Here is a 24,235-nt window from a genome sequence, read left to right on the forward strand (position 1 = left end):
ATTTTCCCTTATATTAATATAATGTGGATAGTTTGTCGCCAACTCGCTAAAGTTATTCATTATGAGGTTTGCCATCCATCACCCAAACGTCTCTTCAGGCCACTGACTAGCGATAACTTTCCCCACAACGGAACAACTCTCATTGCATGGGATCATTGGGTATTGTGGATTTAGTGGCTGTAGAAACACCTGACCGCTATCCCTGATCAGTTTCTTGAAGGTAAATTCATCACCCCCAAGTCTGGCTATGCAGAAATCACCTGGCTCAACAGCCTGCTCAGGGTCAACGAGAATTAACATTCCGTCAGGAAAGCTTGGCTTGGAGCCTGTTGGTGCGGTCATGGAATTACCTTCAACCTCAAGCCAGAATGCAGAATCACTGGCTTTTTTGGTTGTGCTTACCCATCTCTCCGCATCACCTTTGGTAAAGGTTCTAAGCTCAGGTGAGAACATCCCTGCCTGAACATGAGAAAAAACAGGGTACTCATACTCACTTCTAAGTGACGGCTGCATACTAACCGCTTCATACATCTCGTAGATTTCTCTGGCGATTGAAGGGCTAAATTCTTCAACGCTAACTTTGAGAATTTTTGCAAGCAATGCGGCGTTATAAGCATTTAATGCATTGATGCCATTAAATAAAGCACCAACGCCTGACTGCCCCATCCCCATCTTGTCTGCGACAGATTCCTGGGATAAGCCAAGTTCATTTTTCTTTTTTTCATAAATAGCTTTAAGGCGACGTGCGTCCTCAAGCTGCTCTTGTGTTAATGGTTTCTTTTTTGCGCTCATACGTTAAATCTATCACCGCAAGGGATAAATATCTAACACCGTGCGTGTTGACTGTTTTACCTCTAGCGGTGATAATAGTTGCATGTACTAAGGAGGTTGTATGGAACAACGCATAACCCTGAAAGATTATGCAATGCGCTTTGGGCAAACCAAGACAGCTAAAGATCTCGGCGTATATCAAAGCGCGATCAACAAGGCCATTCATGCAGGCCGAAAGATTTTTTTAACTATAAACGCTGATGGAAGCGTTTATGCGGAAGAGGTAAAGCCCTTCCCGAGTAACAAAAAAACAACAGCATAAATAACCCCGCTCTTACACATCCCAGCCCTGAAAAAGGGCATCAAATTAAACCACACCTATGGTGTATGCATTTATTTGCATACATTCAATCAATTGTTATCTAAGGAAATACTTACATATGGTTCGTGCAAACAAACGCAACGAGGCTCTACGAATCGAGAGTGCGTTGCTTAACAAAATCGCAATGCTTGGAACTGAGAAGACAGCGGAAGCTGTGGGAGTTGATAAGTCGCAGATCAGCAGGTGGAAGAGGGATTGGATTCCAAAGTTCTCAATGCTGCTTGCTGTTCTTGAATGGGGCGTCGTTGACGACGATATGGCTCGATTGGCGCGACAAGTTGCTGCGATTCTCACCAATAAAAAACGCCCGGCGGCAACCGAGCGTTCTGAACAAATCCAGATGGAGTTCTGAGGTCATTACTGGAACTATCAACAGGAGTCATTATGACAAATACAGCAAAAATACTCAACTTCGGCAGAGGTAACTTTGCCGGACAGGAGCGTAATGTGGCAGATCTCGATGATGGTTACGCCAGACTATCAAATATGCTGCTTGAGGCTTATTCGGGCGCAGATCTGACCAAGCGACAGTTTAAAGTGCTGCTTGCCATTCTGCGTAAAACCTATGGGTGGAATAAACCAATGGACAGAATCACCGATTCTCAACTTAGCGAGATTACAAAGTTACCTGTCAAACGGTGCAATGAAGCCAAGTTAGAACTCGTCAGAATGAATATTATCAAGCAGCAAGGCGGCATGTTTGGACCAAATAAAAACATCTCAGAATGGTGTATCCCTCAAAACGAGGGAAAATCCCCTAAAACGAGGGATAAAACATCCCTCAAATTGGGGGATTGCTATCCCTCAAAACAGGGGGACACAAAAGACACTATTACAAAAGAAAAAAGAAAAGATTATTCGTCCGAGAATTCTGGCGAATCCTCTGACCAGCCAGAAAACGATCTTTCTGTGGTTAAACCGGATGCTGCAATTCAGAGCGGCAGCAAGTGGGGAACAGCAGAAGACCTGACCGCCGCAGAGTGGATGTTTGACATGGTGAAGACCATCGCGCCATCAGCCAGAAAACCGAATTTTGCTGGGTGGGCTAACGATATCCGCCTGATGCGTGAACGTGACGGACGTAACCACCGCGATATGTGTGTGCTTTTCCGCTGGGCCTGCCAGGACAACTTCTGGTCCGGTAACGTGCTGAGTCCGGCCAAACTCCGCGACAAGTGGACCCAGCTCGAAATCAACCGTAACAAGCAACAGGCAGGCGTGACAGCCAGCAAACCAAAACTCGACCTGACAAACACTGACTGGATTTACGGGGTGGATTTATGAAAAACATCGCCGCACAGATGGTTAACTTTGACCGTGAGCAGATGCGTCGGATCGCCAACAACATGCCGGAACAGTACGACGAAAAGCCGCAGGTACAACAGGTAGCGCAGATCATCAATGGTGTGTTCAGCCAGTTACTGGCAACTTTCCCGGCGAGCCTAGCTAACCGGGACCAGAACGAACTGAACGAAATCCGCCGCCAGTGGGTGCTGGCTTTCCGGGAAAACGGGATCACCACAATGGAACAGGTTAACGCAGGAATGCGCGTAGCCCGTCGGCAGAATCGACCATTTCTGCCATCACCCGGGCAGTTTGTTGCATGGTGCCGGGAAGAAGCATCCGTTATCGCCGGACTGCCAAACGTCAGCGAGCTGGTTGATATGGTTTACGAGTATTGCCGGAAGCGAGGCCTGTATCCGGATGCGGAGTCTTATCCGTGGAAATCAAACGCGCACTACTGGCTGGTTACCAACCTGTATCAGAACATGCGGGCCAATGCGCTTACTGATGCGGAATTACGCCGTAAGGCCGCAGATGAGCTTGTCCATATGACTGCGAGAATTAACCGTGGTGAGGCGATCCCTGAACCAGTAAAACAACTTCCTGTCATGGGCGGTAGACCTCTAAATCGTGCACAGGCTCTGGCGAAGATCGCAGAAATCAAAGCTAAGTTCGGACTGAAAGGAGCAAGTGTATGACGGGCAAAGAGGCAATTATTCATTACCTGGGGACGCATAATAGCTTCTGTGCGCCGGACGTTGCCGCGCTAACAGGCGCAACAGTAACCAGCATAAATCAGGCCGCGGCTAAAATGGCACGGGCAGGTCTTCTGGTTATCGAAGGTAAGGTCTGGCGAACGGTGTATTACCGGTTTGCTACCAGGGAAGAACGGGAAGGAAAGATGAGCACGAACCTGATTTTTAAGGAGTGTCGCCAGAGTGCCGCGATGAAACGGGTATTGGCGGTATATGGAGTTAAAAGATGACCATCTACATCACTGAGCTAATAACAGGCCTGCTGGTAATCGCAGGCCTTTTTATTTGGGGGAGAGGGAAGTCATGAAAAAACTAACCTTTGAAATTCGATCTCCAGCACATCAGCAAAACGCTATTCACGCAGTACAGCAAATCCTTCCAGACCCAACCAAACCAATCGTAGTAACCATTCAGGAGCGCAACCGCAGCTTAGACCAAAATCGGAAGCTTTGGGCTTGCCTTGGTGACGTTTCGCGTCAGGTTGAATGGCATGGTCGCCGGCTGGATGCAGAAAGCTGGAAGTGCGTTTTTACAGCAGCATTAAAGCAGCAGGACGTTGTTCCTAACCTTGCCGGGAATGGCTTTGTGGTAATAGGCCAGTCAACCAGCAGGATGCGCGTAAGCGAATTTGCGGAGCTATTAGAGCTTATACAGGCATTCGGTACAGAGCGTGGCGTTAAGTGGTCAGACGAAGCGCGACTAGCTCTCGAATGGAAAGCGCGATGGGGAGATCGGGCTGCATGACTATCAAATCAAATACGCCAGCACACGATAAGGACTGCTGGCAAACGCCGCTTTGGCTTTTTGATGCACTGGATATTGAGTTTGGATTCTGGCTGGATTCGGCAGCGAGCGACAAAAATGCTCTGTGTGCTCACTGGCTAACTGAGGCCGACGACGCGCTCAATTCTGAGTGGGTAAGCCACGGTGCAATCTGGAATAACCCACCGTACAGCAATATCAGGCCGTGGGTGGAAAAAGCCGCTGAGCAGTGCATACAACAGCGACAGACGGTAGTTATGCTTGTGCCAGAGGATATGTCAGTCGGATGGTTCAGCAAGGCTCTGGAGAGTGTCGACGAAGTTCGCATCATCACTGATGGACGGATTAATTTTATCGAACCATCGACAGGGCTGGAGAAGAAGGGAAACAGCAAAGGCTCCATGCTGCTGATTTGGCGACCGTTCATCAGTCCTCGACGAATGTTTACTACTGTATCCAAAGCGGCATTGATGGCGATCGGGCAGGGCGTCAGGAGGGCGGCATGAGGCGACAGCGAAGAAGCATCACCGACATCATCTGCGAAAACTGCAAATACCTTCCAACGAAACGCTCCAGAAATAAACGCAAGCCAATCCCAAAAGAATCTGACGTAAAAACCTTCAATTACACGGCTCACCTGTGGGATATCCGGTGGCTAAGACATCGTGCGAGGAAAACAAGGTGATTGACGCGATGATTTATTCGGGGCTATATTCCTCAAACGCCAGCAAAATCTGGCGTCGGGATTGGCGTCCTGGATAGAGACCGCGACAGATACACGCCGCGAGCGTGTTTTTTATTGTCGTATGCACGCGCACATCTGAATTATGGTGGGCTGTGTGGGGGCGGAGAGATCCGCGCCGGTCGGTTTCCCGGTTACGCCAACCCTGCACAGTTCACCACCAGACGATTGGCGTCGTCGGTGGTGAGTTATTAAGAAACCACCAGAGGGCGTCATTATGACAACTCAAATTTCTGTTGAAACTCTCTCCCCGATCACCCATAACCAGATTCCTGTTATTACCACCGAACTTTTGGCGCAGCTTTACGGCACTGAGCCGGTGCGTATTCGCCAGAATCATCATGAGAACAAAGTACGCTTCGTTGAAGGGAAACACTTTTTCAAAGTTGTTGGTAATGACCTTAAAGAATTGCGGGTAGCTTTAAACTACTCACAAAATTTGCGGGTTACTTTAAGTAACTCACAAAATTTGCAACCATCTTTAAGAGGGTTACAAATTTCCCCGAAAGCCCGCTCCCTCATCCTCTGGACAGAACGCGGAGCAGCACGCCACGCCAAAATGCTCGAAACCGATCAGGCGTGGGAAGTGTTCGAAAAATTGGAAGACTGCTATTTCAGCCAGTGCGAGAAAAATACTGGCAAACAAGAGAAGAAGCCCAACGGGCTTTCCGCAAAAGAAACAGACAGCCTTGTATGGCTGTGGGATTATGCCAACCGCTCACAGGCATTGTTCCGTGAGTTGTATCCCGCATTAAAACTGATTCAGTCTGGCTATTCCGGCATATGCCACGACTACGGCTATGAGTTCTCGTATATCATCGGGAGGGCGAGTGGCGTTTTAATTAATCACACGCGGGATATAGATATTTATGAGCCTGACGGGCCGACGAACCTTCTGGCATGGGAAAGGCTTAAGAACAAAGAGTTGCCGCCTTCACTGCATCGCTACTGACAATTGACAACTTAACAAACCCAGCTTCGGCTGGGTTTTTTATTGCTGAATTTTCAATATGAGAGGACATGACAATGAATGAGCTGATAAATAGCAGTGTCATCAAAATGACAAGCATTGAAATCGCTGAGTTGGTGGGAAGTCGTCCAGATAACGTAAAAATATCAATAGAGCGCCTGGCTAAATCTGGAGTTATTCAACTTCCTGCATTGCAGGTTTTCGAAAAAAATCAATAACTTAGGACTGCGCCGTAGTGTCGAGGCTTACGTCTTCGAAGGCGAACAAGGTAAGCGCGACAGCATTATTGTCGTTGCCCAGTTGTCGCCGGAATTCACCGCTCGTCTTGTTGACCGTTGGCGAGAACTCGAAGGGGCAACCGCAAAGATCCCACAAACCTTTTCTTAGGCATTGCGCCTTGCAGCTGACCTTGAAGACAAGAAGGCTGAACTGGAGAAACAGCTTGCTCTCGCAGCACCTAAAGTTGAGTTTGCCGATCGCGTTGGCGAGGCCAGCGGAATTTTGATTGGAAACTTTGCAAAGGTTGTTGGAATTGGTCCAAACAAACTGTTTGCGTGGATGCGCGATCACAAAATCCTTATTGCTTCAGGTTCCCGGCGCAATGTGCCAATGCAGGAATATATGGATCGCGGCTATTTCACAGTGAAAGAAACAGCGGTCAACACAAATCACGGAATACAGATATCGTTCACCACAAAAATCACCGGGCGTGGTCAACAGTGGCTGACCAGAAAGCTGCTCGATAACGGAATGCTGAAAGTAACAGGGGAGGCTGCTTAATGGCTAATCTACGCAAAGAAGCACGCGGCAGAGAATGCCAGGTACGTATTTACGGCGTATGCAATGGCAATCCTGAAACTACAGTTCTGGCACATTACCGGATGGCTGGAATTTGCGGAACGGGAATGAAGCCTGACGACCTGATCGGCGCATGGGCTTGTAGCGCGTGTCACGATGAAATCGACCGACGCACCCATAATCTCGACAACAAAGACGCCAGACTTTACCACCTCGAAGGCGTGATCAGGACGCAGGCGATACTGCTGAAGGAGGGGAAGATTAAGCCATGAACGAATATCAGTTTGTGCTTCCATATCCGCCGTCGCTGAACACCTACTGGCGAAGACGGGGAAGCCAATACTACATCAGCGATAAAGGCCAGAAATACCGAAAAGACGTTCAGCAAATCATCCGCCAACTCAAGTTAGACATTTTCACCAAATCACGACTCCGTATCAAAGTCATCGCAGACGTTCCAGACTCCCGCCGCCGCGACCTCGACAACATCCTGAAAGGTTTACTCGACTCCCTTATCCACGCCGGATTTGCGGAAGACGACGAGCAATTCGATGACATTCGCGTAATTCGTGGCGTGAAAGTACCAGGCGGAAGGCTTGGAATAAAAATCACCGAACTGGAGAACGTATGAACGCCACAATTCAAACGATACCAGAGCTTCTTATCCAGACACGAGGCAATCAGACCGAAGTGGCGAGGATGCTTTCCTGCGCAAGAGGAACAGTGCTCAAGTACAACCGAGACAGAAAAGGCGAGCGTCACGTAATAGTTAACGGCGTCCTGATGGTCAAACAGGGCAAGAGGGGAAGACGATGAGCATAAGAGAACTAAACCTCACCAAAGAACAGCACGATTGGCTGAATGGCTGGCTTGAACTGTGGGGCGCATGGGTTTATTCAGGCCGCCTGGAAAAGCGCATGAGCAGCGTAATAGCGAAGTTCATGGAGAGCGTAGAGCCGGGAAGAGTTATGACAAGGCCAATGTGCAATGATGATGATGGAATGTTGATTTCTCAGGTCGTCGATTCCGTCATGTACATTGACAAAAAAGCCTTTGGCATCCTCCTCAGCTACTACGCTCATGGTTCATCTAAGCGAGCAATTGCATCCTACTATCACGCGACTGCAAAGCCACGCAAGATGTGTGGACGTGGTGGCGAGGGATGGAGAAAACCTTCACTGGCAACCTGTAGAAACGAAATTGACGACATCCTGAAAGCGTCATTATTTGTTTTGTACCAACCAATGCAAAATGCTTTCAAAATGCGTAAACGTGTTGAGAAAGTTAAGCATGTTGCTGTTAAAAACCTTGACATGCAATTAGCCATTTAGCCATAATTAGAGGGTAAGCTGCCGTTAGTGACTCTTAAGTTGCAACGGTGGCTTTTTTTATTTGGGTCAGTCGTATAAAGGTCATTACGGAAGGCTGTTAACCTTCTTATCGTGGTTCGAGTCCACGCTGTCCCGCCAAACATGCTGGTTTAGCTCCAATGGTAGAGCGGTCGCCTTGTAAGCGAATGGGTAGCGGTTCAAGTCCGTTAACCAGCACCATAACTGAGCCGTAGCCACTGGCTATCCTGAATTCATCAGTGATAGTTACGCTGCGGCCTTCTACACATGACCTTCGTGAAAGCGGGTGGCATGAGGTTGCGCTAACAACCTCCTGCCGTTTTGCCCGTGCATATCGGTCACGAACAAATCTGATTACTAAACACAGTAGCCTGGATTTGATCTATCAGTAATCGACCTTATTCCTAATTAAATAGAGCAAATCCCCTTACTGGGGGTAAGACATGAAGATGCCAGAAAAACATGACCTGTTAGCCGCCATTCTAGCGGCAAAGGAACAAGGCATCGGGGCAATCCTTGCGTTTGCAATGGCGTACCTTCGCGGCAGATATAATGGCGGTGCGTTTACAAAAACAGTAATCGACGCAACGATGTGCGCCATTATCGCCTGGTTCATTCGTGACCTTCTCGACTTCGCAGGACTAAGTAGCAATCTCGCTTATATAACGAGCGTGTTCATCGGCTACATCGGTACTGACTCGATTGGTTCGCTTATCAAACGCTTCGCTGCTAAAAAAGCCGGAGTAGAAGATGGTGGAAATCAATAATCAACGTAAGGCGTTCCTCGATATGCTGGCGTGGTCAGAGGGAACTGATAACGGACGTCAGAAAACCAGAAATCATGGTTATGACGTCATTGTTGGCGGAGAGCTATTCACTGATTACTCCGATCACCCTCGCAAACTTGTCACGCTAAACCCAAAACTCAAATCAACAGCAGCCGGACGTTACCAGCTTCTTTCCCGTTGGTGGGATGCCTATCGTAAGCAACTTGGCCTGAAAGATTTCTCTCCGAAAAGTCAGGACGCTGTGGCATTGCAGCAGATTAAAGAGCGTGGCGCTTTACCGATGATTGATCGCGGTGATATCCGTCAGGCAATCGACCGTTGCAGCAATATCTGGGCTTCGTTGCCGGGGGCTGGTTATGGCCAGTTCGAGCATAAGGCTGACAGCCTGATTGCAAAATTCAAAGAAGCTGGCGGAACAGTCAGAGAGATTGAGGTATGAGCAGAGTAACCGCGATTATCTCCGCTCTGGTTATCTGCATCATCGTCTGCCTGTCATGGGCTGTTAATCATTACCGTGATAATGCCATCGCCTACAAAGAGCAGCGCGATAAAGCCAGGTACATCATCGCTGACATGCAGAAGCGTCAACGTGATGTAGCAGAACTCGACGCCAGATACACAAAGGAGCTTGCTGATGCTAACGCGACTATCGAAAGTCTCCGTGCTGATGTTTCTGCTGGTCGTAAGCGCCTGCAAGTCGCCGCCACCTGTGCAAAGTCAACGACCGGAGCCAGCGGCATGGGCGATGGAGAAAGCCCAGGACTTACAGCAGATGCTGAACTCAATTATTACCGTCTCCGAAGTGGAATCGACAGGATAACCGCGCAGGTTAACTACCTGCAGGAGTACATCAGGACGCAATGTCTTAATTAACAGAGCCAGCTTAATTGCTGGCTGTTTGTGTAAGGATGGGGTTGTGTCAATGTTCAGGTATTATTATATGAATTACTGGATAAAATCGTTCGGTTTTGAATATCCGTCAAGAACCAGATTGTGATTCTCCCGATGAAGAACCAGTGTATCCATATAATCAGGTTTAAATCTCCAGCCGTTCATCTTTTTTGCAATTTTCGACAGACAGTGGTTATGTGTGAAAATTACAGTAATATTATCAGATTGTGATATTTCCAGTATGTTGTTTACTGCGTCATCATCACAGGTTGAAATATCAGGAATGGTTGCTGTTTTTCCACCCGAAAAAAAAGAGGCTGTCTGTATCGTTCGGACTGTATCTGTTGAATAGAGACCGTAGTCTGGAAACATTTTGCTGAATGCATTTCCATATTGTTGAGCTTTATTGGCTCCATTTATTGTGATGCCATCACGTTCTGACAGACATATATTTGTGGAGCGATCACATCGTTCTCCGTGTCTGATGAGAAAAATAAGCTGATGCTTCTGGTTAATTTCAGCGACGTCATTCATATCAAGTCTGGCCGGAGTTCTTGCTATATATATGATTGACAATAAAACTAATATAACGAATAAAGATATAATCAGAAATTTTATTATTGTGCGGCTGGGCATATAAATATCCTTATACAGGTGTGTGAAAAAGGACATTATTATTTGTAAATCTTATGTAATCCTTAAGGGTGTCTGACGTGGAGAAATGGGCACTGGTAGCGATACTGGTGCCTTTTTTCCTGGTGGGATGCGTCAGCTGGATAAAGCGCGTCAGCTTTTCGATACAGCCTCTCAGGTCTGTGAAATTGTTGATAGTGTCCGGCAGTGTATGCATGACTGAACGCCTGTAAGAGCAGAATATTTTGCTGAAAAATGAAGGGTGAGCCAGCGTCCGGAAAGCATGAAATTCTGCTTACTTGAAAATTTCATAAATAAATCCTTTATGTCGTCGCAAATACACAAGTGTTGAACAGTGCCCGGTGCGGCGACGGGCTTCTATATCAGGAGACGATGATGGAAAAAACAGAAAACAAACCGATTGTAATTGGTGCTGATGCTGCTCCGTTTAAGTTTGAGTTGTCACAACTGGTGGAGATGCGCATCAGTGATGAATGGGGTGAGGTTAAAGCTCGCGCTCAGTATGCGGATGGCGAGAATCAGTACTTACTCCACTACAAAGCAGCTGATGGTCGCGCCACGACGGAGTGGTTTGGTGAGTCAATGCTGGAAGCAACAGAAGATGATCGTCATCCGGGGTGCCTGGTATTTGCCGGCATGAAATTACCGGAAGGCGCTGTCGTTACGGAGTAACAGGTATTACAGCATCCCTTCAACAGTGAGGGGCTGCGATAATGCAGGTATTAGAGTGTGTGTAAATGATAATCGCTCCCATTTTTACGGGTCCTTTCCGGAACCTGAAACACCGGGGGACGGCAGACGCGCAAAAACGCGCTATTTATGAGATTTTTTGAGGGGGTGGTTGTTGTTTAATTGTTTTCTCTATCTCTTTGATAAGTAATAAAAAACAGGGTTTGATACAACAACCTGATGGCGTTTTTTGATGCTATCAATGCGAAAAATGCCAATTAAATCAAATGGTTTTGCAAAAACACATGGTTGTTATATCGCTTTTTATCGATGACTTATGGAGAGGAGATGGCCTTTTTATTGAATAAAAGCGATATGGCCTCCTCCATCGGTATATCCGTTCAGGCATTTGATAAATGGGGCGTTCCTCCTGTTGAGCGTCGGGGGAGGGAAGTTTTTTATGACGTTAAAACCGTACTGGAGATAGATCGCGAGCGGCGACAATACAATCAGAGAACACCTGATGACGGGAGCGATCTGGAGGAAAGATTACTCCGGGCCAGGGTTGAACTGACTGAAGAGCAGGCTGTAGCGCAAAAACTTAAGAATCAGGTAACTGAAGGCAAACTCATTGATTCAGAGTTCTGTATTTTCGCTCTCAGCAAACTGGCGATGGCATTGTCCAGTACGCTTGATTCCATTCCTTTATCCATGCAGCGACAGTTTCCGGATTTAACGCCGCGTCATATTGATCATCTGAAAACCCTTATCGCAAAAGGCGCGAATCAGTGCGCGCGGGCAGGGGATAAATTACCTGAGTTACTCGATGAATATATCCAGACTACAGCTGAATAATATGATGGCTGCCGTTTCAGTTGCGTTGCAACCTCTGGTCAGGGTTGTTCCGATGACGGCAGTTGAATGGGCTGATCAAAATTATTATCTGCCTAAAGAGTCGTCATATGGTGATGGAGAGTGGAAGACCCTGCCGTTTCAGGTTGCCATCATGAACAGTATGGGTAATGACCGGATCCGCACTGTTAATCTGATTAAATCAGCGCGTGTGGGTTATACCAAAATGCTGTTGGGCGTGATCGGGTATTTTATTGAGCATAAATCCCGTAACAGTTTGCTTTTTCAGCCAACAGATTCTGCAGCTGAAGATTTTATGAAAGCGCATGTGGAAGCAACATTGCGGGATGTTCCCTGCCTTAAAGCGTTGTCTCCATGGCTGGGCAGAAAACATCGTGACAACACGCTCACTCTGAAGCGTTTTTCCTCCGGAGTGGGGTTCTGGTGCCTGGGCGGTGCCGCTGCTAAAAACTACCGTGAAAAATCTGTGGATGTGGTCTGCTATGACGAACTCTCCTCGTTTGAACCGGATGTGGAAAAAGAAGGTTCACCAACACTGCTTGGCGATAAACGTATCGAAGGTTCGGTATGGCCTAAATCCATACGCGGCTCAACGCCAAAAATTAAAGGCTCCTGTCAGATTGAAAAAGCAGCGAATGAATCTGCGCATTTCATGCGGTTTTATGTCCCTTGCCCTCATTGCGGGGAGGTCCAGTATCTGAAGTTTGGCGATGATGCGACGCCGTCTGGCCTGAAATGGGAGAAGGGTAAACCGGAAACGGTGTATTACCTGTGTGAACGTAATGGCTGTGTGATCCGCCAGTCGGAACTTGACCAGACAGACGGGCGCTGGATTTGTGACAACACCGGGATGTGGACGCAAGACGGCCTGGCATTTTACAGCGCCGGTGATGAGGAGATGCCGCCACCGCGCTCCGTCACTTTCCATATATGGACGGCGTACAGTCCGTTCACCACCTGGGTACAGATTGTTTATGACTGGCTGGATGCACTGAAGGATCCGAACGGCGTCAAGACGTTTATTAACACCACGCTCGGGGAGCCCTATGAAGAGGCCGTGGCAGAAAAACTGAGCTTTGAGTTGTTGCTGGAAAAAGTCTGCCACTATGGCGCGCAGGTTCCCCTGAGGGTGGTTTACCTGACCGCCGGGATCGACTCCCAGAAAGATCGCTATGAAATTTATGTCTGGGGCTGGGCTCCCGGCGAAGAAGCCTTTCTGATTGATAAGCAAATTATCATGGGGCGACCGGAAGACGAGGACACCCTTAAACGTGTTGATACGGTGATCCGGAAAAAATATCGTCATGCTGACGGTACTGAAATTTCCATTTCCCGTGTCTGCTGGGATACCGGTGGTATCGACCAGGACATTGTGTATCAGCGTTCCAGGAAACACGGCACTTTTTTTGTGCTTCCCATAAAAGGGGCATCGGTGTACGGCAAGCCGGTGATCACCATGCCCAAAAAGCGCAACCAGCGTGGTGTGTTTTTGTGTGAGGTGGGCTCCGATACCGTCAAGGAAATGCTGTACGCCCGTTTTGCCCTGCCAGTGGTCTCTGCCAGTGAAGCCGCCCCGTATACCTTCCGTTTTCCGGATAACCCTGACATTTTTTCGGAAGAAGAGGCGCGTCAGATCGTGGCGGAAGAGCTGGTGGAGAAGGTGGTTAATGGCAGGGTGAAACTGCTGTGGGATAAAAAAGGGCGACGCAACGAAGCCCTCGACTGCCTGGTATATGCCTATGCTGCCCTGCGCGTTTCGGTACAGCGGTGGCAACTGGACCTTGAAGCGCTGGCGAGAGCACGAAGAGATGAACAGGATGAGGATGATATGAGCATGGAAGAGATCGCGGCTGCACTGAGTGGAGGATAAGTGATGATTTATACGCATGAGATGCTTTGTGATGCCCGCCGGGCATTACATGAACTGATGATCGGACGTGCTGTGGTTTCTGTCGGCAGGAACGGACGGCAGGTTCAGTATTCGCGGGCGACGATTGGTGAACTGCGGCAATACATTGAAGAGCTGGAGAGTGCGCTGGGTGTGTCCGGACGGCGTCGCGGTCCGGTGGGAGTGAGGCTGTGAATGTGGAGTTGATAGATGTTCACGGACAGCCCCTGCGACAGAGTATGGGATATTCCGGTGGCGGCTCCGGATTTGGTGGGCAACTTGCGGAATGGTTACCTGCGCCGGAAAGTGCCGATGTGGCGCTGTTGCCTTCCATTCAGCTGGGTAATGCCCGTGCGGATGATCTGGTCCGTAATAATGGCATTGCCGCGAATGCTGTGGAAATCCATAAAGACCATATCGTCGGACATATGTTTCGCCTGAGCTACCGACCCAACTGGCGCTGGCTGGGGATGTCAGAAGCTGATTCGCATGCCTTTATTGAAGATGTGGAGGCGGCGTGGATGGAATACTGCGATCCGGTGTTTGGCTCGATGGATGTGGAAGGACGTCGCTCGTTTACCGAATTTATTCGTGAAGGGGTGGGGGTCCATACTTTTAACGGTGAAATTTTTGTCCAGCCTGTATGGGATGCGGAATCCACGTCATTATTCAGAACAAAATTCAAGACCATCAGTCCGAAGCGCGTCAGTACGCCCGGTTATGGCATCGGCGATCGTTTTATGCGTGCCGGAGTGGAAATCAGCCGGCACGGAAAGGCGATAGCCTACCATGTTCAGGATGATGACTGGCCGGGTTACAGTGTCAGTAACTGGACACGGATTACGGCGACTCTGCCCTCCGGAAGACCGGGCATGATCCATGTGTTTCAGCCGCAGGAGGACGGGCAGACGCGCGGGGCAAACCAGTTTTACTCTGTCATGGAGCGCCTCAAGATGCTCGACACACTGCAGGCCACGCAACTGCAGTCGGCGATGGTGCGGGCGATGTATGCCGCGACGATTGAATCCACACTGGATTCGGAAAAAGCATTTGAATATATCGCCGGGGTGGGGGATGACAGTAAAAACCCGCTGAAAGCCATCATGAAAGGCTATGCGCACTATTACGCCATCAATGGGGTAAAGATGGGAGGGGTTCGTATTCCGCATCTTTATCCGGGGGATTCACTGAATCTGCAGACAGCACAGAATGCGGATAATGGTTTCTCTGAACTGGAAAAGGCGCTGTTACGTTACATCGCTGCCGGGCTGGGGGTGTCCTATGAGCAGCTTTCCCGTGATTATTCACAGGTCAGTTATTCCAGTGCCCGGGCATCCGCCAATGAGTCGTGGCGGTATTTTATGGGGAAACGAAAATTTGTGGCCAGCCGACTGGCGTCACAGATGTTTGCCTGCTGGCTGGAAGAAGCCCTTATTCGTGGTGTGATCCGCCCACCGAAATCCCGTTTCTCATTCTGGGAGGCCCGTTCCGGGTGGTGCCGTGCCGAGTGGATTGGTGCCGGTCGCATGGCGATTGATGGCCTTAAGGAAGTGCAGGAAGCGGTGATGCGTATTGAAGGTGGTTTAAGCACGTACGAGAAAGAACTGGCCCTGATGGGCGATGACTATCAGGAGATTTTCCGCCAGCAACTGCGTGAAAGCCAGGAGCGACAGGCGGCTGGTCTTCCCCGCCCCATCTGGATAAAGGACACGTTTCAGCAGCAGATCCGACAGACAACGGGAGAGAAAGGCGATGCGTCGTAATTTATCGCATATTGCCGCCATGGCATTTAATGAGCCGCTTTTACTGGAACCCGCCTATGCGCGGGTTTTCTTTTGCGCGCTGGGTAAAGAGATGGGGGCCGGCAGCCTTGCAGTTCCTCAGCAGGCTGTTCAGCTTGATGCTGATGGTATGCAACTGGCTGTGACTGACTATATGGCGGGCGGTCAGCGTCCGGCAAAGAGTTACCAGGTGAAGAATGGCATCGCCATTCTGCCGGTGAGCGGCACGCTGGTGCATAAACTGGGTACCCTGCGGCCTTACTCTGGCATGACAGGCTATGACGGTCTGACTGCTCGTCTTCAGATGGCGGTGAATGATCCGGATGTGCGCGGCATTTTGCTGGATATCGACAGCCCGGGCGGTCAGGCAGCCGGGGCGTTTGACTGTGCTGACATGATTTACCGCCTGCGGGAACAGAAGCCCGTGTGGGCGCTGTGTAATGACATGGCCTGTTCAGCCGCCATGTTGCTGGCGGCAGCCTGTACGCGTCGGCTGGTCACGCAGACGGCAAAAATTGGTTCGATTGGCGTGATGATGGCGCACACCAGTTACGAGAAACAACTGGCACAGGAAGGGGTGGACATCACGCTGATTTACTCCGGGCAGCACAAGGTTGACGGCAACAGTATTCAGGCATTGCCGGCAGGTGTGCGTGCAGATTTTCAGCGCCGTATTGATGAGGCCCGCCGGATGTTTGTCGACAAGGTGTCGCTTTATACGGGGCTGAGTTCAGAGGCGGTGATGAATACCGAGGCTGCCGTTTATGACGGTCAGGCAGGGATTGATGCAGGCCTGGCTGATCAACTGATTAATGCTGCAGATGCCGTTGAAGTGATGGTTTCTGCAATAAATAAAGAAATTAATAGAGAGGTAAATATGTCGCAAACGAATGTTTCGATCATTGAGGCTGTGGCCCAGGAAAATCAGCGCGTGATGGAGATCCTGAATTGTCAGGAGGCGAAAGGGCGCGAGCAACTTGCGCAAATGCTGGCAGGTCAGCCTGGAATGACGGTAGAGCAGGCGAAAGCGTTCCTGGCTGCTGTGCCTGCTGCCAGTGTGGCAAATACAGGTGATCAGATTATGGGGCTGCCGGAAGCAAAGGGGCGTGAGCAACTGGCACAGATGCTGGCAGGTCAACCGGGGATGACGGTGGAGCAGGCGAAAGCGTTTCTGGCGGCAGCCCCTGCTGCCGGCACAGGCGATCAGATTATGGCGTTACCAGAAGCAAAAGGGCGTGAACAACTCGCGCAGACGCTGGCTGAACAGCCGGGAATGACCGTTGACCAGGCCAAAACGTTACTGGCGGCGGCACCGGTTGCTGGTTCTGCAAGTGTCGGCGATCAGATTATGGCGCTGCCGGAGGCGAAAGGGCGCGAGCAACTTGCACAGGCACTGACAGAACAACCTGGAATGACGGTGGCGCAGGCGAAAACGCTGCTGGCAGCCGCGCCGGTGGCATCGCAACCGTCACAGGAAACACTTTTTGATCGCTTTATGGCACAGCATGCTGCCAGTGCGGTTTCCGGTGGCGGAACTGCCGGGCGCGGGGAGGAAGACCTGCTGATGAGTATGCCGTAAGCGATATCCGGAATTCAGATAAATCAGGAGACTGAAAAATGATTAAAACCACCACGGAAAAGCGCGCGGATGTGAACATTTTTGCCGGAAGCGATCCGGCGCATACCGCAAAAGCCACCAGTGGTATCAGTGCCGCCACGCCTGCACTGACGCCACTGATGCTGGATGACGCCACCGGTAAACTGGTGGCATGGGATGGTCAGAAAGCCGGAACGGCCGTGGGGGTGCTGACTCTGGCGCTTGCCGGAACAGAACCCACGCTGACGTACTACAAAAGCGGTACGTTTGCCAGTGAGTCGCTGGTCTGGCCTGACTCTGTGGATGCGGTGAAAAAAGCCAACGCGTTTGTGGGAAGTGCCATCAGCCACGCCTGATGGTGAAGTGATTAACTGAAAAACGGGTCGCGATGCGGCCCGTTTGTGTTTCTGAAGGAAAATAAATTATGGGGTTATTTACCACGCGTCAGTTACTCGGGTACACCGAGCAGAAAGTGAAATTTCGTGCGCTGTTTCTGGAGCTGTTCTTTCGTCGCACGATCACTTTCCATACTCAGGAAGTCATGCTGGATAAAATTACCGGCAAAACACCGGTTGCGGCGTATGTGTCTCCGGTGGTGTCAGGCAAAGTGCTGCGCAGCCGTGGTGGTGAAACCCGCGTGTTACGTCCCGGTTATGTAAAACCAAAACACCGCTTTGATTATCAGCAGGCAGTGGAACGTCTTCCAGGGGAAGATCCGGCCCGCCTTAATGACCCGGCTTACCGCCGTCTGCGTATTCTGACGGATAACCTGAAACAGGAAGAGCAGGCGATTGTACAGGTGGAAGAAATGCAGGCAGTCAGTGCCGTTCTGCAGGGTAAATACACCATGAGCGGCGAGCAGTTTGAGACGATGGAAGTGGATTTTGGGCGTTCTGCCGCCAATAACATTACGCAGGCTGGCGGACGCGAATGGTCACAGCAGAATGCTGACACCTTCGATCCGACGCATGATCTGGATGCGTACTGTGATTTCGCTTCCGGCACCATCAATATCGCGATTATGGACGGCACGGTCTGGCGTATGCTGAACGGTTTTAAACTGTTCCGTGAAAAACTGGATACCAGTCGTGGCTCCAAATCTGAGCTGGAAACGGCACTGAAAGACCTGGGCTCCGTGGTTTCCTTTAAAGGTCATTACGGCGATCTGGCAATTGTGGTGGCGAAGACAACGTATGTTGACGAAAACGGGGATGAACAGCGTTATCTGCCGGAAGGAACACTGATTCTGGGGAACACTCAGGCGGAAGGCGTCCGTTGTTATGGTGCCATTCAGGATAATCAGGCACTGAGTGAAGGGATTACCTCTGCGATTCGTTATCCGAAACACTGGGATGAAGTGGGGGATCCTGGTTGCGAATATACCATGACGCAGTCTGCGCCGTTGATGGTGCTGCCGGATCCGGATGCGTTTGTGGTGGTTCAGGTGAAATAAGACGGGGGCGGGATATTCCCGCCTTTTTCTTTAGCGTACGGGAGAGATGTGATGACAAAAGAGCAGATGACTGAACGTTTGCAGGAACTGGCAGTGATTCTGGGGCGTGAAGCAGATATTTCAGGTTCAAAAGCCGATCTTGAGCAGCGCCTGGCGGAATTGGAAGAGGAGGCCGCCGGATTCGATGGGGAGGAGACAGGGAAGGAAGAGGTGGGCAACGATGCATCCGGCGACGGAATGCATTCTGAGCGGGGACTCGCCCGGGTGCGTATGCTGAAAACGGCGCATATGCCAGCCTGTGATGCTGTGACGGGAAAAATGTTGATGTTTGCCCGGGCCTCCAGTGTTGTGCTGGTTAATGAAGCCGCAGTTCCTGCGTTGCTGGCGGACGGTCTGGCAGAAAAAATCCGGGAGTGATGATGTTCGATAATCTGTTCGATCAGGCCATGAGTGATGCGGATGACATCATCCTGGATACGATGGGGACGGAAATCAGCATATATCCGGGCGGCACGGAAAGAAGAATCCGTGCCGTTTTTGATGCCCCGGCAGATAACACCGGGATGAACACTGGCAGCGGCGAAATTCGTGATACTGCGCCCGTGTTATTTACCCGGAGCGCATGGGCCGCCGGTCTGAAAAAATATGACAGGGTCATGATCCACGGCGAACCCTATCAGGTAGTCGATCCCGGCTGGGATGAGTCAGGCACTGCGGGTCAGGGGGTGATTACCATCACCCTTGCGCGTGGAGAGCCGGGGAGAAATACACCTGCTGCACCGGAACGACCGAGTAAACGTTATGGCAGTCAGAGAGCATGAACGAAGCAGTGCCCGGCAGCGACGGCTGGCACGAAACCTCGTCGTCGATATTGATGAAGATGAGGTGCTGAAAATTATCGCTAAACTGGGTGGGTCAAAAAGTCAGATCCGTAAAGCCTGGGGCGTGGCGCTGAAAAGAGCCGCGTCCGCACTGCGGATGAAGGCCATGGCAGAGTTTAAAAAACAGGTTGCCCCACGCAGTCAGAAAATGATCGGAAGGCGTGTGCTGCGTGATTTTGTCATTCGTAGAAACGGCGATGAGTTTGACGAGGCAAAGGTATGGTTCGGCCTGAACGCCATCAAAGTACGCGATCTGCGCGGACGCATCAGTGGTGGACGACGCGGCGAACGCCATCAGTTGCGTGATGTGCGGGGACGTTTTGCTCCAGCTTCACGCAGCAGGAAGGCGAGGGAGATCCGTTTTAAACCTGCCGGTGAGGCAATACCGGTCACCACCTGGTCAGGTGATGAGGCCTTCATTAATGAATTTGAGTCTGAAAACCGGCGCGGACGTATTTCACGGCGTAAGACTGTCCTGGTCCGTCAGGTATCAGGACGACGAAGGGTGCGTGAAGCGGAAATTGATATTTACGAAGCCATGCTGAACCGTATAGAGGATTTTGTTTTTCCGGATGCGGAAGCACTGATCCTGAAAAATTTTGAGCATGAACTGAAATTCCGGGTATTTAAGGGGCTGGAGTGATGGAGCCATTAATGATGGGCGCCTGGCATCAGGCGGTTATTGACAGTCTGAAACAAATTCCCTGGGTGGAAGATGCCGATGAGTACCCGGAAAAAGAGACGCAACTGGTGACGCCTGCCGTGTTTGTTGATGTGCCCGGCTGGGACAAGGCCCAGTTTGCCGACGGGCAGACACGGGTCACGCTGAAATGCGATCTGTTTGTGGTGACAGACCGGGCCGGGAAGACGGAGAACGTGCCAAAACCGCAGATATTTGCCCGTTGTCTGGCGATGGATTTGTCCGACTGGATTGAGGGAGCCACGTTCGGGCTGGATAACGTTGACCCGGCCATTTTTATTGATGCTGAAGTGGATACCTTCGACCGCCTGCTGGATGACTACATCGTTTTCCGCGTTTCTTTTGAACAGGATATTCCGGTCGGGGAAGATCCGTTCGATGTTCCGGCTGGTGCGCCATTACAGGAAGTCTGGCTGGGGAAAGTACCGGAAACCGGCAAGAGACATGAGCAGGATTATCGTCTTATCTGGAAATCGGAGGGCACCGGTGATGAGTCTGGCAGATGAAGTGGCAGAGTTACGCCGCAGGGTGGCGGATATGGTCCGGCGTGGTGTGGTGGAGGATGTGATCCCGGGCAGCCCGGTGATGGTCCGGGTGGATATCGGGGATGTGCTTTCGCCGCCTTTGCCCTGGATTCAGGTACAGTCCGGGCGCTACATGCAGGTCAGTAATTATCCGGCCCCCGGCGATGCCGTTACAGTGATATCGGAGGCGGGCGATTTGCGTAATGGTCGGGTGTATCCGGGGGCCAATATTGACGCCATTCCTGTCCCTGAGGGCAGTGAATACGAACATGTTATTTTGTTTGATACCGGAACGGAAATCCGTTACGACCGTCAGGCTAATGCCCTGTCCATCACGCTGGCTGAAGGCGGCAGCTATAAAATTACAGGCAGGGGAACCCTGGACGGTCCGGTAGAAATCACAGATACCCTGACCGTACAGGGTAAAGCAATCATGAATGCTGAGGCGGTGGTTAAGGCGGATCTGATGGTCGGTGGTGAGGTTTCTGATTATCACGGAACGATGAGTCAAATCAGAATTGTCTATAACGGTCACAATCACCGGGGCGACAGTGGTGGCAGCACCGGACAGCCTGGTCAGCAAATGTAATCTCCTTTCAGTTCTTTTTCCGGAATAAACAACATGATTGGTATTGATTCAGCCACCGGCAGATATCTGCACGGTAACGAACATCTGCGCCAGTCCGTCACCGATATTTTGTCAACACCGGTCGGCAGCCGGGTCCTGCTCAGGGAATACGGCAGCAGACTTTTCAGTCTGCTTGATAACCCACAGGATGATTTCACGCGGGTGAGAATTGTGCGTGAAACGGTAACCGCCCTTGAACGCTGGGAACCCCGCCTGACTCTCCGGCGGGTGGAAGTGACGTGGACAGGAGAAGGAAGCGCGTGGCTGACGCTTGTCGGGGTGAACAACGAAACTCAGGATACGATTCGACTCGAGGAGATAAAAATTGGCAACGTCTCAGGCAATCATTGATCTGTCCGCGATACCGGTACCGGATGCGGTGGAAGTGCCGGATACCGCAATGCTGGTCACTCAGATAGTGGCGAAGTATCAGGAACTGGATACGTTGTTTTCGGCTCTGGTGGAATCTGATCCCGCGTATAAATGGGCAGAGGCGCTGGCTTTTCGGGTGGCGCTGATGCGCCAGCAGATAAATGATGCTGTCCGTGCTGTACTGCTTGCCAGTGCCGGTGAGAGCGATCTGGATCAGGTTGGTGCGAATTATCAGGTTCAGCGGCTGGTCATTACCCCGGCAGACGACAGCACCATTCCGCCCACGCCGGCGGTGTATGAAGATGATGACGCTTTTCGCGAACGTATCCAGTTGTCGTGGGCACGGCTCAGCACCGCCGGCGCGAAAAATGCGTATCACTATTTTGCACAAAGTGCTGATCCTGATGTGCTGGATGTGAAGGCTTACGGGCCGGAAACGCACTCGCAGGAAGGCCGCGTTTTTCTTTATGTTTTATCCCGGTCAGGAAATGGCAGCGCATCACAACCCCTGCTGGATAAGGTGGCAGCATCAGTCAGTGATGATGAAACCCGTCCCCTGACGGATTTTGTCAGTGTCCGGACGGCAGAAATTATTCCCTACGATGTGGTGGCGGATATTCATATTCCCTACGGACTGGATGGTGAACTGGTTATGGCAAATGCCCGCAAGGCGCTGCAGTCATACACTGACAGCGTCCACCGGATTGGCTCGGTGGCATCCCGTTCTGGCATGGATGGTGCCCTTCACCAGACCGGGGTGATTACTGTGAATCTGACCTCTCCGGGCAGTGATATCGTTCCTGCGATGGGGCAGGCACCGTGGTGCCGTAAGGTAACGCTGAATAAGGTGGAGACAACTGATGAATGACGATATCAGGAGCATACTGCCGGTCAGTGCCAGCCGGGCGGAGCGGGTGGTGGACTGTGTCGCCGGAGATATGCTGTCAGATATAGCGGTCTGCCTGATCCGCTATGTGAAAAATCCCGATTTATGTCCTGCTGAATTGCTGCCATGGCTGGCCTGGGAAATGGCGGTGGACACCTGGAATGAACACTGGACGGAGGCGGAAAAACGGTCTGCGATAAAACGTGCTGCTTACATCCACCGCCACAGAGGGACTAAAGCGGCGCTGATGGCATCGCTGGCTGACAGTCCCTTCCGGTCGCAGATTGTTGAGTGGTATGAGCAGACCCCACCCGGGGAGCCGTATACCTTTCGTCTGAACGTGGAGCAGAAGGATTTACCGGTACTGATGAATGATCATCAGGATCTGAAGCATGCGGTACTCCGTGCCAAAAATCTGCGCAGCTGGTTCAGTATTCACGTCTACGGGAACAGCACAGGGCGGGGATTTGGTTACGGCTATGTGATGGCGACAGAAAAAATCAGAAGTACCGGTGTGATAACAAAGACAGTGCCCACTGAAGGGCAGAGTGAGGCAGGAGTATGAATGGACTGATTCTGACAACGTCCGGCGCAGCAGAAATTGAAGCAGCATATCAGAACGGGCAAACCGTGACCGTCCGGCATGTTCTGCTTGGTGACGGGGGCGGGCAGGCATTGCCATCCACGCCGGATGAAATGGCAGCAATGACATCATTGTACGGCGAATTCGGGCAGGAACCCTTTTCCGACGGTGCGGTGGAGGAGGGCTTCATCAGCGGGGATATTGTGATTGACTGTAAATCATACCCCGGTAAAACCCTTCGTGAACTGGGGATGATCAGCGACAGAGGTACGCTTATCGCGTACGGACGTTATCCGGACACCTTTTTACCAGACCAGACGGATTCCGTTATTAAGGAAGTTATTCTGACGCTGGTTCTTGGACTGACGCACGCGCAAAGCGTGGTGCTGGAGGTTGATCCGGACAGAGCCATTATTACTCAGGAAATCGGAGACAGACGCTATCTGCAACGAAAAAATAATCTTTCGGATGTGGAAGACAAGGATGAGTCTGTTGAAAACCTCGGATTAAAACCCACGGTGGATAAGGCAAAAAATGCCGTTCAGCGTGATGGTGACACCATGAGCGGGGAACTGAAAATCCGTGGTGTTAATGCGCTGAGGATTTTCAACGAAGCCTTTGGTCTGATTTTTCGCCGTTCGGAAGAGTGCCTGCACCTTATTCCTACCAGTGAAGGTCAGGGTGAAAATGGTGATATTGGCTCATTGCGCCCGTTCAGTATTGACTTGCGGACGGGGGAGATATCCATGTCGCACAAAGTGTCTGTTGGCGGTGGCTCTCAGGTGAATGGTGCGCTGGGTATCGGTGTTCAGAATGCGCTGGGTGGTAACTCAATTGCAATTGGTGACAGTGATACTGGCTTTAAACAGAATGGTGACGGCCTGCTGGATGTTTATGCCAATGGTCAGCACGTATTCCGTTTTCAGAATGGCGAGTTACAAAGTAACCGGGCAGTGAATGTTTCAGGGCGGGTGACACCGTCAGACTACGGAAACTTCGATGCACGTTACGCAAAAACAGGGGCCAGTATCACTTCTGTAAGGCTGGGGTCAAGACAAAGCTACTCCCCCGCAGGTAACTGGTATACCTGGACGCAGGACCTTGGTAGCGGAAACGTCATGACCGGGATAATCGTTCAGGATACTGGCGACAATTCTGCAGATAACATTGGTGGTATTTATTACCGGACCATTCAGTATTGTGTGAATGGTACCTGGATGAATGTATCGTCGATATGAATTCGCGTAAAAGAAC

General features: G+C 50.8%; 35 protein-coding genes, 2 tRNA genes and 1 pseudogene. 36 read left to right on the forward strand and 2 right to left on the reverse strand.

The genetic code is table 11. The features are described 5' to 3' along the window. Positions 1 to 78 precede the first annotated feature (78 nt). Positions 79 to 792, reverse strand: coding sequence for a LexA family protein (locus QUE34_RS04355; RefSeq protein ID WP_001274755.1), 714 nt, complete (start codon positions 790 to 792; stop codon positions 79 to 81). 100 nt (positions 793 to 892) lie between these two features. Here QUE34_RS04355 and QUE34_RS04360 point away from each other — a divergent pair, with 100 nt between their 5' ends. From QUE34_RS04360 to QUE34_RS04450, 19 genes and pseudogenes are all read left to right on the forward strand, one after another. Next, the gene (locus QUE34_RS04360) at positions 893 to 1,093 is read left to right on the forward strand and encodes a Cro/CI family transcriptional regulator (RefSeq protein ID WP_000437875.1); all 201 of its coding nucleotides are present in this window, start codon (positions 893 to 895) and stop codon (positions 1,091 to 1,093) included. A 118-nt stretch (positions 1,094 to 1,211) separates the two neighbouring features. After that, positions 1,212 to 1,505: a CII family transcriptional regulator gene (locus QUE34_RS04365; protein ID WP_000251069.1), complete on the forward strand. Its 294-nt coding sequence runs from the start codon at positions 1,212 to 1,214 to the stop codon at positions 1,503 to 1,505. Positions 1,506 to 1,537: 32 nt separating this feature from the next. After that, positions 1,538 to 2,437, forward strand: a complete 900-nt coding sequence (locus QUE34_RS04370) for a replication protein (protein WP_000185505.1) — start codon at positions 1,538 to 1,540, stop codon at positions 2,435 to 2,437. Continuing rightward, a complete protein-coding gene (locus QUE34_RS04375) occupies positions 2,434 to 3,135 on the forward strand; it encodes a replication protein P (protein WP_000788877.1) in 702 nt (233 codons plus the stop codon). The genes QUE34_RS04370 and QUE34_RS04375 overlap by 4 nt, the downstream gene beginning before the upstream one ends. Beyond that, the gene (locus QUE34_RS04380; protein ID WP_000145931.1) at positions 3,132 to 3,422 is read left to right on the forward strand and encodes a protein ren; all 291 of its coding nucleotides are present in this window, start codon (positions 3,132 to 3,134) and stop codon (positions 3,420 to 3,422) included. The genes QUE34_RS04375 and QUE34_RS04380 overlap by 4 nt, the downstream gene beginning before the upstream one ends. A 73-nt stretch (positions 3,423 to 3,495) precedes the next feature. Further along, positions 3,496 to 3,936 carry a recombination protein NinB gene (locus QUE34_RS04385; RefSeq protein ID WP_042970715.1) on the forward strand — a complete coding sequence of 147 codons (441 nt, stop codon included), beginning with the start codon at positions 3,496 to 3,498 and terminating at the stop codon, positions 3,934 to 3,936. After that, positions 3,933 to 4,460 carry a phage N-6-adenine-methyltransferase gene (locus QUE34_RS04390; RefSeq protein ID WP_000153280.1) on the forward strand — a complete coding sequence of 176 codons (528 nt, stop codon included), beginning with the start codon at positions 3,933 to 3,935 and terminating at the stop codon, positions 4,458 to 4,460. The genes QUE34_RS04385 and QUE34_RS04390 overlap by 4 nt, the downstream gene beginning before the upstream one ends. Beyond that, a complete protein-coding gene (locus tag QUE34_RS04395) occupies positions 4,457 to 4,639 on the forward strand; it encodes a NinE family protein (protein ID WP_001254256.1) in 183 nt (60 codons plus the stop codon). Before QUE34_RS04390 ends, QUE34_RS04395 begins: the two co-directional genes overlap by 4 nt. 274 nt (positions 4,640 to 4,913) lie before the next feature. After that, the gene (locus QUE34_RS04400) at positions 4,914 to 5,648 is read left to right on the forward strand and encodes a P22AR C-terminal domain-containing protein (protein ID WP_042970717.1); all 735 of its coding nucleotides are present in this window, start codon (positions 4,914 to 4,916) and stop codon (positions 5,646 to 5,648) included. 74 nt (positions 5,649 to 5,722) lie between these two features. Then, positions 5,723 to 6,446, forward strand: a pseudogene (locus QUE34_RS04405) (phage antirepressor KilAC domain-containing protein). After that, entirely contained in the window at positions 6,446 to 6,736 is a 291-nt protein-coding gene (locus tag QUE34_RS04410) for a DUF1364 domain-containing protein (RefSeq protein WP_000002243.1), read from the forward strand. The pseudogene QUE34_RS04405 and the gene QUE34_RS04410 overlap by 1 nt, the downstream one beginning before the upstream one ends. Beyond that, positions 6,733 to 7,095 (forward strand): RusA family crossover junction endodeoxyribonuclease, encoded by a 363-nt coding sequence (locus QUE34_RS04415; protein WP_001008180.1) that lies wholly within the window; start codon positions 6,733 to 6,735, stop codon positions 7,093 to 7,095. The genes QUE34_RS04410 and QUE34_RS04415 overlap by 4 nt, the downstream gene beginning before the upstream one ends. Further along, positions 7,092 to 7,280 (forward strand): protein ninH, encoded by a 189-nt coding sequence (locus tag QUE34_RS04420; protein ID WP_000994511.1) that lies wholly within the window; start codon positions 7,092 to 7,094, stop codon positions 7,278 to 7,280. The genes QUE34_RS04415 and QUE34_RS04420 overlap by 4 nt, the downstream gene beginning before the upstream one ends. Further along, on the forward strand, positions 7,277 to 7,795 hold the full coding sequence (locus QUE34_RS04425; RefSeq protein WP_023155362.1) for an antiterminator Q family protein: 519 nt from the start codon (positions 7,277 to 7,279) through the stop codon (positions 7,793 to 7,795). Before QUE34_RS04420 ends, QUE34_RS04425 begins: the two co-directional genes overlap by 4 nt. A gap of 63 nt (positions 7,796 to 7,858) precedes the next feature. Further along, positions 7,859 to 7,933: transfer RNA gene (locus tag QUE34_RS04430), tRNA-Asn, on the forward strand. A gap of 5 nt (positions 7,934 to 7,938) precedes the next feature. After that, positions 7,939 to 8,014 (forward strand) — tRNA-Thr (locus QUE34_RS04435). 242 nt (positions 8,015 to 8,256) lie between these two features. Next, a complete protein-coding gene (locus QUE34_RS04440; RefSeq protein ID WP_000783734.1) occupies positions 8,257 to 8,580 on the forward strand; it encodes a phage holin, lambda family in 324 nt (107 codons plus the stop codon). Then, positions 8,564 to 9,040 (forward strand): glycoside hydrolase family 24 protein, encoded by a 477-nt coding sequence (locus QUE34_RS04445; RefSeq protein WP_000229392.1) that lies wholly within the window; start codon positions 8,564 to 8,566, stop codon positions 9,038 to 9,040. The genes QUE34_RS04440 and QUE34_RS04445 overlap by 17 nt, the downstream gene beginning before the upstream one ends. Further along, positions 9,037 to 9,474, forward strand: coding sequence for a lysis protein (locus tag QUE34_RS04450; protein ID WP_263803060.1), 438 nt, complete (start codon positions 9,037 to 9,039; stop codon positions 9,472 to 9,474). The genes QUE34_RS04445 and QUE34_RS04450 overlap by 4 nt, the downstream gene beginning before the upstream one ends. 72 nt (positions 9,475 to 9,546) lie before the next feature. On the opposite strand, the gene QUE34_RS04455 is transcribed toward QUE34_RS04450, so the two are convergent. Next, the gene (locus QUE34_RS04455; protein WP_040091473.1) at positions 9,547 to 10,128 is read right to left on the reverse strand and encodes a lipopolysaccharide core heptose(II)-phosphate phosphatase; all 582 of its coding nucleotides are present in this window, start codon (positions 10,126 to 10,128) and stop codon (positions 9,547 to 9,549) included. A gap of 393 nt (positions 10,129 to 10,521) precedes the next feature. On the opposite strand from QUE34_RS04455, the gene QUE34_RS04460 reads away from it, so the two are divergent. The 17 genes from QUE34_RS04460 (at position 10,522) to QUE34_RS04540 (ending at position 24,219) form a co-directional block, all read left to right on the forward strand. After that, on the forward strand, positions 10,522 to 10,818 hold the full coding sequence (locus tag QUE34_RS04460) for a hypothetical protein (RefSeq protein WP_040091471.1): 297 nt from the start codon (positions 10,522 to 10,524) through the stop codon (positions 10,816 to 10,818). 345 nt (positions 10,819 to 11,163) lie between these two features. Next, the gene (locus QUE34_RS04465; RefSeq protein ID WP_040091469.1) at positions 11,164 to 11,670 is read left to right on the forward strand and encodes a terminase small subunit; all 507 of its coding nucleotides are present in this window, start codon (positions 11,164 to 11,166) and stop codon (positions 11,668 to 11,670) included. Next, complete coding sequence (locus QUE34_RS04470) at positions 11,642 to 13,558, forward strand: phage terminase large subunit family protein (RefSeq protein ID WP_040091467.1); 1,917 nt, start codon at positions 11,642 to 11,644, stop codon at positions 13,556 to 13,558. The genes QUE34_RS04465 and QUE34_RS04470 overlap by 29 nt, the downstream gene beginning before the upstream one ends. A 3-nt stretch (positions 13,559 to 13,561) precedes the next feature. Continuing rightward, a complete protein-coding gene (locus QUE34_RS04475; protein WP_040091466.1) occupies positions 13,562 to 13,771 on the forward strand; it encodes a phage head-tail joining protein in 210 nt (69 codons plus the stop codon). 44 nt (positions 13,772 to 13,815) lie between these two features. Next, a complete protein-coding gene (locus QUE34_RS04480) occupies positions 13,816 to 15,339 on the forward strand; it encodes a phage portal protein (protein WP_052319583.1) in 1,524 nt (507 codons plus the stop codon). Next, positions 15,329 to 16,936 carry a S49 family peptidase gene (locus tag QUE34_RS04485; RefSeq protein ID WP_040091464.1) on the forward strand — a complete coding sequence of 536 codons (1,608 nt, stop codon included), beginning with the start codon at positions 15,329 to 15,331 and terminating at the stop codon, positions 16,934 to 16,936. Before QUE34_RS04480 ends, QUE34_RS04485 begins: the two co-directional genes overlap by 11 nt. A 38-nt stretch (positions 16,937 to 16,974) precedes the next feature. After that, positions 16,975 to 17,310, forward strand: a complete 336-nt coding sequence (locus QUE34_RS04490) for a head decoration protein (RefSeq protein WP_040091463.1) — start codon at positions 16,975 to 16,977, stop codon at positions 17,308 to 17,310. Positions 17,311 to 17,378: 68 nt separating this feature from the next. Further along, positions 17,379 to 18,407 (forward strand): major capsid protein, encoded by a 1,029-nt coding sequence (locus QUE34_RS04495; RefSeq protein ID WP_040091462.1) that lies wholly within the window; start codon positions 17,379 to 17,381, stop codon positions 18,405 to 18,407. Positions 18,408 to 18,458: 51 nt separating this feature from the next. Continuing rightward, entirely contained in the window at positions 18,459 to 18,824 is a 366-nt protein-coding gene (gene gpFI / locus QUE34_RS04500) for a DNA-packaging protein FI (RefSeq protein ID WP_040091460.1), read from the forward strand. Next, positions 18,824 to 19,228, forward strand: a complete 405-nt coding sequence (locus QUE34_RS04505; protein WP_236927362.1) for a head-tail joining protein — start codon at positions 18,824 to 18,826, stop codon at positions 19,226 to 19,228. The genes gpFI and QUE34_RS04505 overlap by 1 nt, the downstream gene beginning before the upstream one ends. Next, on the forward strand, positions 19,209 to 19,931 hold the full coding sequence (locus QUE34_RS04510) for a hypothetical protein (RefSeq protein ID WP_042966187.1): 723 nt from the start codon (positions 19,209 to 19,211) through the stop codon (positions 19,929 to 19,931). The genes QUE34_RS04505 and QUE34_RS04510 overlap by 20 nt, the downstream gene beginning before the upstream one ends. An 11-nt stretch (positions 19,932 to 19,942) precedes the next feature. Beyond that, a complete protein-coding gene (locus QUE34_RS04515; RefSeq protein WP_042966191.1) occupies positions 19,943 to 20,494 on the forward strand; it encodes a hypothetical protein in 552 nt (183 codons plus the stop codon). Next, positions 20,478 to 21,101 (forward strand): phage baseplate assembly protein V, encoded by a 624-nt coding sequence (locus QUE34_RS04520; protein ID WP_040091456.1) that lies wholly within the window; start codon positions 20,478 to 20,480, stop codon positions 21,099 to 21,101. The genes QUE34_RS04515 and QUE34_RS04520 overlap by 17 nt, the downstream gene beginning before the upstream one ends. A 33-nt stretch (positions 21,102 to 21,134) precedes the next feature. Beyond that, on the forward strand, positions 21,135 to 21,491 hold the full coding sequence (locus QUE34_RS04525) for a GPW/gp25 family protein (protein ID WP_040091455.1): 357 nt from the start codon (positions 21,135 to 21,137) through the stop codon (positions 21,489 to 21,491). Beyond that, complete coding sequence (locus QUE34_RS04530) at positions 21,466 to 22,380, forward strand: baseplate assembly protein (protein ID WP_040091454.1); 915 nt, start codon at positions 21,466 to 21,468, stop codon at positions 22,378 to 22,380. The genes QUE34_RS04525 and QUE34_RS04530 overlap by 26 nt, the downstream gene beginning before the upstream one ends. Continuing rightward, entirely contained in the window at positions 22,373 to 22,963 is a 591-nt protein-coding gene (locus QUE34_RS04535) for a phage tail protein I (RefSeq protein ID WP_040091453.1), read from the forward strand. Before QUE34_RS04530 ends, QUE34_RS04535 begins: the two co-directional genes overlap by 8 nt. Next, on the forward strand, positions 22,960 to 24,219 hold the full coding sequence (locus QUE34_RS04540; protein WP_064754567.1) for a phage tail-collar fiber domain-containing protein: 1,260 nt from the start codon (positions 22,960 to 22,962) through the stop codon (positions 24,217 to 24,219). The genes QUE34_RS04535 and QUE34_RS04540 overlap by 4 nt, the downstream gene beginning before the upstream one ends. The last annotated feature ends 16 nt before the right edge of the window (positions 24,220 to 24,235 follow it).

Source organism: Escherichia sp. KS167_9B (assembly GCF_030295215.1).
Classification (GTDB): domain Bacteria; phylum Pseudomonadota; class Gammaproteobacteria; order Enterobacterales; family Enterobacteriaceae; genus Escherichia; species Escherichia coli_F.